Below are 12617 nucleotides of genomic sequence, written 5' to 3'. Positions count from 1 at the left end.
ATTAGCTGCACCCTTCCCACTGCCGGGCGGGTCAGGGACTTTCACCCGTTAGAACGTGTGCCCGCCGGGCACACAAATCCAAAAAAGGCAGATCCCTCTAGGGATCCGCCCTTTCATTCTTACATTCTATGATTCTATTCCTACAGGTTGTCTGCCGGGAAAAGAATGCCGTCCAGTGTCGTCAGATCATCCTGGTTGATGGAGTACACATTGTCGTTCAGCTCCACGTGAATCTCCACTGTCTGAGCCTCCCCGTAGGTGGGCTCTGCCACCCGCTGCACCAAAATGTCGTACATCTTCTGGAACACCATCTCGTTGATTTCCTCATCGCTCGGCATCTGAGAGATGTCTGTGATGTTTGCCATCTCTGCCTGCACTGCGTTCATCACCTCGTCCTGAAGGCCGTCAAACGCGGTGAAGGGCTCTGCGCTCACCTCTACCACAAATCCATCATTCTCTCCCTCTGTCGCGTCGCCCACTTCATATTTCGCCTGGGCCAGCATGTCCTTAAAGAGCTGGCGGTAGTTTGCAGACAGCTCATCGGACAGCCCTGCGTCCGTAAAGCCTCCCATGGACATGATATTATCCAGGTTGTCATCGAAAAGCTGCTGCGCCTCCTCCTCCGTGGAATCGGTCTGCTCTGTGTACTCCGAAAAATCCGCCTTATAGCTGGCATCCAGAACGGACTGCACATAGGTCCTGGCGTCATCCGTCGTCATGCCTCCGCAGGCAGTGAGAGCCAGCATCATCACGGCAACGAGCATCATTGAAAGAATCCGTTTTTTCATCTTCATATTCATTTCCTCCTCTTATCCAGTAGACTCTTTATAAACAGTTTACACTATGGGGAGGGAATTGTCTATCTATTTCAGTAACTTTTTACCAATTTCAAAACAGTCAAAGGTTGCAAAATAATCCTTTGGCGTCTCGGCCCGACGGATAAGCTGCGTGGTACCGTCCTCTCTGAGGAGAACCTCCGCTGACCGGAGCTTTCCGTTGTAGTTGTAGCCCATGGAAAAGCCGTGGGCCCCGGCGTCGTGGATCACCAGCAGATCCCCGATGTCGATCTTCGGCAGATGACGGTCAATGGCGAACTTGTCGTTATTTTCGCACAGAGAGCCGGTCACATCGTAGACGTGGTCACAGGGCTCATTCTCTTTCCCCATCACGGTGATGTGGTGGTAGGCGCCGTATATGGCCGGGCGCATCAGGTTGGCCGCGCAGGCGTCCACGCCGATATATTCCTTGTAGGTGTGCTTTTCGTGGATCGCTCTTGTCACAAGACAGCCGTAGGGTCCTAGCATAAATCTGCCCAGCTCTGTGTACAGGGCCACGTCCCCCATGCCCGCCGGCACGAGAACCTCCTCGTACACCTTCCGCACGCCCTCGCCGATGACGCGGATGTCGTTGGGCTCCTGGTCCGGCTTGTAGGGGATGCCGATGCCGCCGGACAGGTTGATGAACTTGATGTGGACTCCCGTCTCCTGGTGCAGTCGCACTGCCAGGTCAAAGAGCACCTTCGCCAGCATCGGATAGTACTCGTTCGTCACTGTGTTGCTGGCCAGGAAGGCATGGATGCCGAACTCCTTTGCCCCCTTCTCCTTCAGAATCTTGAAGGCCTCAAAGATCTGCTCTGTCGTCATACCGTACTTGGCGTCTCCCGGGTTGTCCATGATATCGTTGCTGATCTTGAAGATCCCGCCCGGATTGTAGCGGCAGCTGATAGTCTCCGGAATGTGGCCAATGGCCTTCTCCAGGAATTCAATGTGGGTGATGTCGTCCAGATTGATGATGGCCCCCAGCTTGTCCGCAAGCTGAAAATCCTCCGCCGGCGTGTCGTTGGAGGAGAACATGATATCCTCCCCGGACACACCCATGGCGTCCGACAGCATCAGCTCCGTGTAGGAGGAGCAGTCGCAGCCGCAGCCGTAGTCCCGGAGGATCTGAATGAGGAAGGGATTGGGAGTGGCCTTCACAGCAAAATACTCCTTGTACCCTTTATTCCAGGCAAAAGCCTCCTTGAGAGCCTTTGCGTTTTCCCGGATCCCCTTCTCGTCATAGAGATGGAAGGGAGTCGGATACTCTTTTACGATCTCCTCCAGCTGTTCTTTTGTCACAAATGGTTTCTTTGTCATCACTTTTCTCCTTTCCTGTATTTCAAAAGTTCAATCTCATTTGCCAGCGCCCGCTTGTAGAGCTCCACAAAATTTCTCTGTCCGGAGTAGAGACAGGTGTTCGTGCTGTCCGGCCCCAGTTCCCCGGTGAGAGCCGACCTGGAATCCACGATGACGCCGATCTGGTTTCCTCCCTGCATATCCGGATAGACCTTTACCTGCTCTCCCGCCAAAGGGAACTCTCTGTCTGTGAGAAGGACGGTCTTCCTCCCCGACGCAGCCAGAGCCTCAAGCTCCTTCTCAAAGAGAGGCAGCTGCTCACAGGCGCACACCACATAGGCTCTCTCCCGGGCCGTGGAGAGAAGGTGCTTTACTTTATCCACGATATTGTGCTCGCCCTCGATGGTGATATAGCCCTCCTCCGCCGTCCTCCTCTCGGGGGCATTCCTCCGGAGCCACTCCTCTGTCTCCTGCAGCTTCCGGATCCTGTTACTGCAGAATTCTTCTACATCCACAGCCACGTATTTCCGTGTATGGCCCTCCTCCATCATGCGGGCTCCTCCCTTGTCCGCCAGGGACGCCAGCCCTCCGTAGGCGTTGGACCTGGAAATCCCTGTCAGCTTGGCCGCCTCATAGCCGCTGCACTTTCCCTCGTCCAGCAGGCAATAGTACAAGGTGGCCTCCTGACGCGTGAGCCCGAATTCCATCAGTCGATCTGTGTAGGCCCCATGCTCCATAAATCCGCCTCTTTCCCGACACTTCTCTGTCACTTTAGTAGTTCTTTACAGAAACACTATAGTACGTCCGGGGCCTCTTGTCAATCCTTTTCTGTTCCGGCGCAGAAGCTGTTTCGGAATCTGGCACATCCGGCGCAAAAGGCGGGGACAGGAAAGGCTTTTTTGCGGAATAGAAAAAGCCCGGCGGCAGAACCTTTTTGTCTGCCTTCCGGGCTTCTTTTGTATTTTCCTTTTTTCAGCCGCTGCGGCTCTACTCGATGACAGCGATGCGCATCATATTGCTGGCCCCCTCACGGCCCTTGTTCGCATTGCGAGAAGGCAGCCCCGCGGTCAGCACGACCACGTCCCCTGTCTCTGCCAGCTGCTTTGCGCACACAAGCTCGATGGCGCTGGAGCAGATGTCCTCGGTGGAGTTGAACTGGATGGATTTCATGGGATACACACCCCAGTAGATCTGCATCCTGCGCAGCGTCCTCTCATCCGGTGTCACACCGATGATGGGGGTCTTCGGTTTAAATTTGGACACCACTCTGGCGGTAGCTCCCGACACGGATGGTGTAATGATGCATTTCGCGCCCAGATTGTAGGCTGTTGTGACGGAGGCATGTCCGATAGCTGTGGATATGCCCTTCATCCGGTGCTCCTCCGCCTTCTTGAGCAGCGTGTCGTAGTCCAGATGCTCCTCTGTGTTGCACACAATGTGCACCATCATCTGAAGCGCCTCCACCGGGTACTTGCCCTGGGCTGTCTCACCGGAGAGCATGACCGCGTCTGTCCCGTCGTAAACGGCGTTGGCAACGTCTGTGACCTCAGCTCTCGTGGGACGGGGATTGCGGATCATGGAGTCCAGCATCTGGGTGGCTGTGATGACCGGCTTGTAGTAGTAATTGCACTTCTGGATAATCATTTTCTGAAGGTAGGGAACCTCCTCCGCCGGGATCTCCACACCCAGGTCGCCTCTGGCCACCATGATGCCGTCCGCGCAGCGGATGATCTCATCGATATTTTTAATTCCCTCCGCATTCTCGATCTTTGCGATGATCGGGATGTAGGGAGCATTGCACTCCTTCAGGAAGGCGCGGATCTCCACGATGCACTCCGCGTTGCGGACAAAGGAAGCGGCGATAAAGTCGATCCCCTGCTCCACGCCAAAGCGCAGGTCCTCCCGATCCTTCTCTGTGATGGCCGGCAGGCGCACCGGAACGTTGGGCACATTCACGCCCTTGCGCTCCCCCAGCTCACCGCCGTTTTCAATCCTACAGACAATGTCCTTCTCTGACTTTGAAGTTACCTTCAGCTCGATCAGGCCGTCGTCAATGAGGATCGTGCTCCCCACAGACACATCGTCCACAAGGCCCGGGTATGAGATGGATACCCCCTTCTCATCTCCGGCCGTCACCTCTGTAGTCAGAGTGAACTTATCTCCTGTCTGGAGCTGCACCTTCTTCCCGTCCTTCAGAAGGCCGGTGCGGATCTCCGGTCCCTTTGTATCAAGAAGAATGGCAACAGGCTTATTCTCCTCCTCCCGGATCTTCTTGAGCATGTCCATTCTCATCTTCTGCTCCTGGTGATCCCCGTGGGAGAAGTTGAACCTGGCAATATCCATTCCACTTTTCACAAGCGCCCTCATAAGGCTCTCATCATTTGTATTAGGTCCCATGGTACAAATGATCTTTGTTTTTTTCATACGCATTTCTCTTTTTTCCTCCACTTCTTTACTCCTTTTTACTCATGACTCAGATATACATTCGATATACATTCTATAAGATCGGGCTTTGCGCCCTGAAAACGTCCCGGCTGTCCTTCCAGCCTTCTCTTTATCTGTATTTTCCCGCTGTTTCCATCTGCTATTTTACGTGGATATGGGAAAAGAGGTGATCCTGACAGTACTCATAGTTCCCGTTGCACTTGGAGCAGTACCGGAACTCCAAAGAGGGGTCGTCCAGCTCCGTCCTGCCGCACACAGCGCAGCGGTGCCGGGCGCCGTTCGCATAGTGGTGCTCCGGGCGCATCCTCTGCTGGAACTGCCTTTTCCTCCTCTGCTGCTTCGGTGAAAACCGCCGCATATTCCTGGAGCCCAGGAAGAAGATGACAAAATTGAGGATGGATACAGCAGCCGCGATGGCGTTTGACTGGTAGACAAAGCCAAACACGCTCCCCCCGTAGGCAGGCAGAAAGGCCTGTGCAATGGTATACAGGAAATAGAGGCCGTCCAGCCATCCAAGCCACTTCGCCTTCACCGGGATCATGAAAAACAGATAGAACTGCATCTCCGGATAAATGGCCGCAAAGGCCAGGAAAAGTGACATATTCAGATACCATGTACCAAGCGGAAAGGACACGCCGGTTATAAAGTATGCCGCAAAGGCGGCGATCACATGGAAAAGCATCCCCGCAAAGAAATACAGGTTAAAACGGAACGCGCCCCAGGTGTTTTCCAGCTCTCTGCCCAGCATATAATAGAGATAGAGGGCAAAAATCATAAAGATGTAGTTGGTCTGGGGCGGCTGTATGATAAAGGTCACGATCCGCCAGATCTGTCCGTGCAGGATGGCATTTACATCCAGACAGAGATACTGATAATAGAAGGAAGGGGCAAAAAGCTGAACAACCAGTCCCACAACATATAGTATAATAATGTAATACATCAGATTATGAATGGCATATCTGCCAAATCTGCGCTCCAGTTTATCCAGCCAGCTCATAGAAAAAATACCTGCCTCCTGTCATTGTAAAAAAAGTAAATACTGTAGTTCATTCTACCGTTTCACTATGCTTTTGTCAATTATACCACCTAAGTTTTACGGTATTTTAATATTTCTATAACATTTGTTAATTGTCTTTTAGACTATTTTGTCGTATAATGTTACAGGCTGAAAAGCCGTTTTACTTTTTAATAGGAAAGAACCCACATATTTCCAGGCGGGAGGTTCCCTCCCCATAGATCTTAAAATTGCAGATTAAGGAGTACATAATATGAGTCAACAGGAATTATTTACTTTGGGAATTGACATCGGTTCCACGACCGTGAAGATCGCTGTTCTGGATGATCAGAACGATGTCGTATTCTCCGACTACGAGAGACACTATGCCAACATTCAGGAGACTCTATCCGACCTTCTCGGGAGAGCCATCTACAAGCTGGGCTCTATCCGTGTGTCCCCTGTCATCACAGGATCCGGCGGCCTGACCCTGGCCAAGCACCTGGGTGTTCCCTTTGTCCAGGAGGTGGTGGCTGTTTCCACAGCCCTGCAGGACTACGCGCCCCAGACAGACGTGGCCATCGAGCTGGGCGGCGAGGACGCCAAGATCATCTATTTCGAGGGAGGCAGCATCGAGCAGCGCATGAACGGCGTATGCGCCGGCGGCACAGGCTCCTTCATCGACCAGATGGCCTCTCTTCTTCAGACAGATGCCTCCGGCCTCAATGAGTACGCGAAAAACTACAAGGCCCTCTACTCTATCGCAGCCCGCTGCGGCGTGTTTGCCAAGTCTGACATCCAGCCTCTGATCAACGACGGCGCCTCCAAGGAGGATCTGGCCGCCTCCATCTTCCAGGCTGTGGTCAACCAGACCATCAGTGGGCTGGCCTGCGGAAAGCCCATCCGGGGACACGTGGCTTTTCTGGGCGGCCCCTTACATTTCCTGGACCAGCTCCGGGCAGCCTTTGTGCGCACCCTGAACCTGGACGACGAGCACACCATCGCCCCCAATCACTCCCACCTCTTTGCGGCCATCGGATCTGCCCTGAACTCCACAAAGGAGCCCGTGGTACCCATCCGGGAGCTGCAGGAGCGTCTGGCCAGAAGGATCCAGATGGAGTTCGAGGTGGAGAGAATGGAGCCTCTCTTTGCCTCCGAGGCGGAGTACAATGAATTCATCTCCCGCCACGCCAAGCACCAGGTTCCCGTAAAGGATCTGGCCACCTACAGAGGAAAGGCCTTCCTGGGCATTGACGCGGGATCCACCACCACAAAGGCGGCCCTTGTGGGGGAGGACGGCACGCTCCTCTACTCCTTCTACCACAACAACGAGGGAGATCCCTTAGGGACCACCATCTCCGCCATCAAGGACATCTACAGCCAGCTTCCGGAGGGTGTAGAGATCGTCCACTCCTGCTCCACCGGCTACGGGGAGGCCCTCATCAAGGCGGCCCTCATGCTGGACGAGGGGGAAGTGGAGACAGTGGCCCACTACTACGCCGCCTCCTTCTTTGAGCCGGATGTGGACTGCATCCTGGACATCGGCGGCCAGGATATGAAATGCATCAAGATCAAGAACCAGACCGTGGACAGCGTGCAGCTCAACGAGGCCTGCTCCTCAGGCTGCGGTTCCTTCATCGAGACCTTTGCGAAATCCCTCAACTACACAGTGGAGGATTTTGCCCAGGAGGCTCTCTTTGCCCACAACCCCATCGATCTGGGAACCCGCTGTACTGTGTTCATGAACTCCAAGGTCAAGCAGGCCCAAAAGGAGGGCGCGGAGGTCTCCGACATCTCCGCCGGCCTGGCCTACTCTGTCATAAAGAACGCTCTTTTCAAGGTGATCAAGGTGTCCGATGCCTCTGAGCTTGGAAAGCACATTGTGGTGCAGGGAGGAACCTTCTACAACAACGCCGTGCTCCGCAGCTTTGAGAAGATTGCGAACTGCGAGGCCATCCGCCCCGACATCGCCGGCATCATGGGCGCCTTCGGCGCTGCCCTGATCGCAAGGGAACGGTATGTGGACTGCGAGGGCACTACCATGCTCTCCATCGAGGACATCGAGAGCCTGGAGTACCGCACTACCATGACCAAGTGCAAGGGCTGTACAAACAACTGCCGTCTGACGATCAACCACTTCAGCGGCGGCAGAAAATTTGTCACAGGTAACCGCTGCGAGAAGGGTCTGGGAAAGGAGAAGACAAAGAACAATCTTCCCAACCTGTTCGAGTACAAGAGCCAGCGCTATTTCGGGTACATCCCTCTCGCCGAGGAGGACGCAAAGAGGGGCGTCATCGGTATCCCCAGGGTGCTGAACATGTACGACAACTATCCCTTCTGGTTCACATTTTTCACAGCTCTTGGCTTCCGGGTGGTGCTCTCACCGGCCTCCACAAGGAAGATCTACGAGCTTGGAATTGAGTCCATCCCCAGCGAGTCCGAGTGCTATCCGGCCAAGCTGGCCCACGGCCACGTGCAGTGGCTGATAAACCAGGGCGTACAGCACATCTTCTACCCCTCCGTCCCCTACGAGCGGAACGAGTTTGAAGAGGCCAACAACCACTACAACTGCCCCATCGTCACCTCCTACCCGGAGAACATCAAGAACAACATGGATCCCATCGTGAACGGGGAGGTGGACTTTATCCACCCCTTCCTCTCCTTCGCAAGCGAGGAGACACTGTCCTCCCGCCTCATCGAGGAGCTGGGCGAAAAGTTCTCCATCACGTCATCGGAGATCAAGGAGGCGGTCCACAAGGCCTGGATCGAGCTGGAGGAGTGCCGGAACGACATGCGCAAAAAGGGCGAGGAGACAGTGGCTTTCCTGGACAAGACAGGAAACCGGGGCATTGTCCTGGCCGGTCGCCCCTACCACATTGACCCGGAGGTCAACCACGGCATACCGGAGCTTATCAATTCCTACAACATCGCGGTCCTGACAGAGGACTCTGTCTCCCACCTGCACCAGGTGGAGCGCCCCTTAAATGTCATGGATCAGTGGATGTACCACTCCCGCCTCTACGCGGCGGCAAACTTTGTGAAGACAAAGGATAACCTGGATCTCATCCAGCTCAACTCTTTCGGCTGCGGTCTGGACGCGGTCACCACAGACCAGGTGGCTGATATCCTGACCGGATCTGACAAGATCTACACATCCCTGAAGATCGACGAGGTCAACAACCTGGGAGCCGCAAGGATCCGTATCCGCTCTCTCCTGGCGGCCATCCGCGTGCGGGAGCAGAGAAACCAGAAGAGGGAGATCCACTCCTCCGCCATCACAAAGGTGCCCTTTACAAAGGAGATGCGAAAGGACTACACCATCCTCTGTCCCCAGATGTCTCCTATCCACTTCGAGCTGCTGGAGCCCGCATTCAACGCCTCCGGCTACCACGTGGAGGTGCTGCCAAACGACAACAAGCAGGCCGTGGACGTGGGACTCAAGTATGTTAATAACGACGCCTGCTATCCCTCTCTGATGGTAGTGGGACAGATCATGGAGGCCATCCTGTCCGGCAAATACGATACGGACAAGATCGCCGTTATCATCAGCCAGACCGGCGGCGGCTGCCGGGCCTCCAACTACATCGGCTTCATCCGCCGGGCCCTGAAGAAAGCGGGCTATGAGCACATCCCCGTGATCTCCATCAACTTAAGCGGTCTGGAGGGCAACCCGGGCTTTAAGATCACGCCCATGCTGGCGCTGCGGGGCATTTACGCCGCCGTGTTCGGCGATATCTTCATGAAGTGCGTGTACCGGCTGCGGCCCTACGAGGCTGTACCGGGCTCCGTGGAGGCCATGCACCGGAAATGGGTGAAGGTGTGCTCCGACTTTGTATCCCAGGGCTATCCTTCCAGGCGGAAATTCAAGAAGCTCTGCCGGGATATTATCCAGGATTTCGACAACAACATCGAGCTGCTGGATGTGAAGAAGCCCCGCGTCGGCGTGGTGGGCGAGATCCTCGTCAAGTTCCTGCCGGCAGCCAACAACCATCTGGTAGATCTGCTGGAGAGCGAGGGAGCGGAGGCCGTTGTGCCGGATCTCCTTGATTTCCTCCTCTACTGCTTCTACAACCAGAACTTCAAGGTGGAGAAGCTGGGCTTTGCCAAGTCAAAGGCCATTGTGGCAAACCTGGGCATCAAGGCCCTGGAGTGGTTCCGCTCTCCGGCCAGCAAGGCCTTTAAGGAAAGCAAGCACTTCGATCCGCCGGCTGACATTCACGACCTGGGCCGGATGGCTTCGGAGATCGTGTCGCTCGGCAACCAGACCGGCGAGGGCTGGTTCCTGACCGGCGAGATGCTGGAGCTGATCCACAGCGGTGCCACCAACATCGTCTGCACGCAGCCATTTGCCTGCCTTCCCAACCACGTAGTTGGGAAGGGCGTCATCAAGGAGCTGCGCCGCAGATATCCTCTGGCGAACATCGTGGCCATCGACTACGACCCGGGTGCCAGCGAAGTCAACCAGCTGAACCGCATCAAGCTGATGCTCTCCACTGCCAACAAAAATCTGGAGAAGGCAGAGGGAGAAGAGGAAGAAATCGCTGGATAAAAAAATAGAAACACAAAAAATACAGATGAATAACAAAATCCCCGGCAGAGCTTTCTGCCGGGGATTTTCACTTTCTTTATTGTTGTCATGCTGTTCTCTATTTTACGATCAGAGACTTTCCTGTCATCTCTTTTGGCTGTTCCATTCCCATCAGCTCGATCAGTGTGGGAGCGATATCTGCCAGGCAGCCGCCCTCTCTCAGCTTGTAGGAGGGATCTGCGTTGACAAGGATGAAAGGAACCTGATTGGTAGTGTGAGCTGTGAAGGGCTCTCCTGTCTCCTCGTCGATGAGCTGCTCCGCATTTCCGTGATCCGCGCAGATGAACATCTGGCCGTCCACCTCTTTGATGGCATCCACGGCCCTGCCCACGCACTCGTCCACAGCCTCGATGGCCTTGATGGCAGCCGCCTCAACACCTGTGTGGCCCACCATATCCGGGTTGGCAAAGTTGATGATGATGACATCGTATTTGCCGGACTTGATGGCCTCCACCAGCTTGTCGCACACCTCGTAGGCGCTCATCTCCGGCTTCAGGTCATAGGTGGCCACCTTCGGGGATTTCACAAGGATGCGGTCCTCGCCCTCGTTTGGCTCCTCCACGCCGCCGTTAAAGAAGAAGGTCACGTGAGCGTACTTCTCTGTCTCGGCGATGCGGGCCTGCTTCAGTCCGTTGGCAGCCAGGAACTCTCCAAAGGTGTTGGTGATCTCCTCCTTCACAAAGGCCACCAGCTTGTTCTGGATCGTCACATCATAGTCGGTGAAGCACACGAATGTGGTCTTTACGCGCTCTCCTCTGTCAAAGCCTGTGAACTCGTCATCGCAGAAGGTCCTTGTGATCTCCCTTGCGCGGTCCGGGCGGAAGTTGAAGAAGATAATGGAGTCGCCGTCCTTTACTGTGGCTGTGGGAGCTCCGTTCTTCACGATGACAGTGGGCAGAACGAACTCGTCTGTGGTCTCCTTGTCATAGGATGTCTGGATGCCCTCGGGCCCGGATACAGCCTGCTCGCCCTCACCGTACACGAGGGCTCTGTATGCCTTCTCCACACGGTCCCAGCGGTTGTCCCTGTCCATAGCATAGTAGCGTCCCATGACAGTGGCTACCTCTCCAACGCCGATCTCCTTCATCTTTGCCTCCAGCTCTTCCACGTAGCCCTTTCCAGACTCCGGCGGCGTGTCACGGCCGTCCAGGAAGCAGTGTACGTACACCTTCTCAATGCCCTGACGCTTTGCCAGCTCCAGAAGTCCGTAGATGTGAGTGTTGTGGCTGTGCACGCCTCCGTCGGACACAAGGCCCATCAGGTGGAGCGCGGAGCCATTTTTCTTCACATTCTCGCAGGCGCAAAGAAGCGCCTTGTTCTCAAAGAAATCGCCGTCCTGGATGGCCTTTGTGATCTTTGTCAGATCCTGGTAAACGATGCGGCCGGCTCCCATATTCAGATGCCCTACCTCAGAGTTTCCCATCTGTCCCTCGGGAAGTCCGACGGCCATACCGCTGGCATTTCCCTTCACAAAGGGGCACTCAGCCATCAGCTTGTCCATGACAGGAGTCTTTCCCTCTGCCACCGCGTTTCCTTCCACTTTATCTCTCAGGCCATAGCCGTCTAAAATCATAAGCACTGTTGGTCTCTTACTCATTTTCAATCTCCCTACTTTCCTCTTGTTTTAGTTTATCATTTCTGATCCTGACGCCGGATGCCTTCCATCCAGCGGTATGCCAGCTCCGTCCAGCACTGGCACTCCTCCTGGACTCCGCTGCCGTCAGGCCTTCTGGAGAGCTCGTCCGCCGCTCCCAGCCCGTGTATCCCCTCCTGGAAAATGTGGAGCTCCGTTCTCACCCCGAAGCGGTGAAGGGCCCCGGCCATCAGAAGAGAATTCTCCACCGGCACGGTGGCGTCCGCAAAGGTGTGCCACAGGAAACAGGGCGGCATATGCTCTGTCACCCTCTCCTCCAGGGAAAGGCTGTCCTTCTTCTCCTCACAGGCTTCCCCAAGAAGAGCCCGGAAGCTCCCCTGGTGGGCCACCCCCTCTTTTGAGGAGATGACGGGGTAACAGAGAAGAAGACCGGCAGGTCTTAAGAGCTCCGCCTTTACATGGAGCTGCTCCGCCAGAAAGGGCTCCTGCCACATGACGCCCAGACAGCCGGCCAGATGCCCTCCCGCCGAGCAGCCCTGGACAAAGATCTGCTTCTCGTCCACCTTCCAGTTTTCCGCGTTTTCATGGATCAGAGACATGGTCCTTCCAAGCTCCAGAAGCGCTGCCGGGAACACAGCCGGGGCCGTGGAGTACCGCAGGATCGCCACATGGTATCCCTTCCCCAGGAAATACATGGCAATGGGCTCCCCCTCCCGGAAGCTGGTCCTCTCATATCCCCCGCCTGGACAGAGGATCACAAGGGGCCTTTTCTGTATGAAGAGCTTTTCTCCCGGCGTATCCAGGATGTAGAACACCACATGGGCGTCCGGAAGGGAACCCTCCTCCTTCAGTTTTACAGTTTCCAGTATCATATCCAGCCTC

8 protein-coding genes are annotated in these 12617 nt (G+C 55.3%); 1 reads left to right on the top strand and 7 read right to left on the bottom strand.

What is annotated here, in order from left to right; translation table 11 throughout:
- Positions 1–140 precede the first annotated feature (140 nt).
- The 5 genes from H7U36_RS09875 to H7U36_RS09855 all read right to left on the bottom strand — a co-directional run bounded on the left by H7U36_RS09875 (position 141) and on the right by H7U36_RS09855 (position 5556).
- Positions 141–794 (bottom strand): YgdI/YgdR family lipoprotein, encoded by a 654-nt coding sequence (locus H7U36_RS09875; RefSeq protein WP_243426744.1) that lies wholly within the window; start codon positions 792–794, stop codon positions 141–143.
- A 69-nt stretch (positions 795–863) separates the two neighbouring features.
- Positions 864–2135 carry a diaminopimelate decarboxylase gene (locus H7U36_RS09870; protein ID WP_138304610.1) on the bottom strand — a complete coding sequence of 424 codons (1272 nt, stop codon included), beginning with the start codon at positions 2133–2135 and terminating at the stop codon, positions 864–866.
- On the bottom strand, positions 2135–2851 hold the full coding sequence (locus H7U36_RS09865) for a TrmB family transcriptional regulator (RefSeq protein WP_205156081.1): 717 nt from the start codon (positions 2849–2851) through the stop codon (positions 2135–2137). Before H7U36_RS09865 ends, H7U36_RS09870 begins: the two co-directional genes overlap by 1 nt.
- A 250-nt stretch (positions 2852–3101) precedes the next feature.
- Positions 3102–4538, bottom strand: coding sequence for a pyruvate kinase (gene pyk, locus H7U36_RS09860; RefSeq protein ID WP_033124591.1), 1437 nt, complete (start codon positions 4536–4538; stop codon positions 3102–3104).
- A gap of 160 nt (positions 4539–4698) precedes the next feature.
- On the bottom strand, positions 4699–5556 hold the full coding sequence (locus H7U36_RS09855; protein WP_138304606.1) for a DUF1751 domain-containing protein: 858 nt from the start codon (positions 5554–5556) through the stop codon (positions 4699–4701).
- 271 nt (positions 5557–5827) lie between these two features.
- Here H7U36_RS09855 and H7U36_RS09850 point away from each other — a divergent pair, with 271 nt between their 5' ends.
- Positions 5828–10102: a 2-hydroxyacyl-CoA dehydratase gene (locus H7U36_RS09850; RefSeq protein ID WP_138304604.1), complete on the top strand. Its 4275-nt coding sequence runs from the start codon at positions 5828–5830 to the stop codon at positions 10100–10102.
- Positions 10103–10199: 97 nt separating this feature from the next.
- Here the strand turns inward: H7U36_RS09850 and gpmI are convergent, their stop codons facing one another.
- Both gpmI and H7U36_RS09840 read right to left on the bottom strand, forming a co-directional pair.
- The gene (gene gpmI / locus H7U36_RS09845) at positions 10200–11738 is read right to left on the bottom strand and encodes a 2,3-bisphosphoglycerate-independent phosphoglycerate mutase (protein ID WP_138304602.1); all 1539 of its coding nucleotides are present in this window, start codon (positions 11736–11738) and stop codon (positions 10200–10202) included.
- Between the two features lie 35 nt (positions 11739–11773).
- Positions 11774–12607: an alpha/beta hydrolase gene (locus H7U36_RS09840; RefSeq protein WP_138304600.1), complete on the bottom strand. Its 834-nt coding sequence runs from the start codon at positions 12605–12607 to the stop codon at positions 11774–11776.
- Positions 12608–12617 lie beyond the last annotated feature (10 nt).

This window comes from Faecalicatena fissicatena (assembly GCF_016900595.1).
Classification (GTDB): Bacteria; Bacillota; Clostridia; order Lachnospirales; family Lachnospiraceae; genus Claveliimonas; species Claveliimonas intestinigallinarum.
Note: the sequence above shows the minus strand (reverse complement) of the source record. Positions and strands in the feature narration are given on the sequence as shown.

Bases quoted from the DNA above. Each gene is read 5' to 3' on its own strand.
- H7U36_RS09850 (WP_138304604.1), top strand. From the start codon at position 5,828: ATGAGTCAACAGGAATTATTTACTTTGGGAATTGACATCGGTTCCACG.
- gpmI (WP_138304602.1), bottom strand. From the start codon at position 11,738: ATGAGTAAGAGACCAACAGTGCTTATGATTTTAGACGGCTATGGCCTG.
- H7U36_RS09865 (WP_205156081.1), bottom strand. From the start codon at position 2,851: ATGGAGCATGGGGCCTACACAGATCGACTGATGGAATTCGGGCTCACG.
- pyk (WP_033124591.1), bottom strand. From the start codon at position 4,538: ATGAAAAAAACAAAGATCATTTGTACCATGGGACCTAATACAAATGAT.
- H7U36_RS09855 (WP_138304606.1), bottom strand. From the start codon at position 5,556: ATGAGCTGGCTGGATAAACTGGAGCGCAGATTTGGCAGATATGCCATT.
- H7U36_RS09875 (WP_243426744.1), bottom strand. From the start codon at position 794: ATGAAGATGAAAAAACGGATTCTTTCAATGATGCTCGTTGCCGTGATG.
- H7U36_RS09840 (WP_138304600.1), bottom strand. From the start codon at position 12,607: ATGATACTGGAAACTGTAAAACTGAAGGAGGAGGGTTCCCTTCCGGAC.
- H7U36_RS09870 (WP_138304610.1), bottom strand. From the start codon at position 2,135: ATGACAAAGAAACCATTTGTGACAAAAGAACAGCTGGAGGAGATCGTA.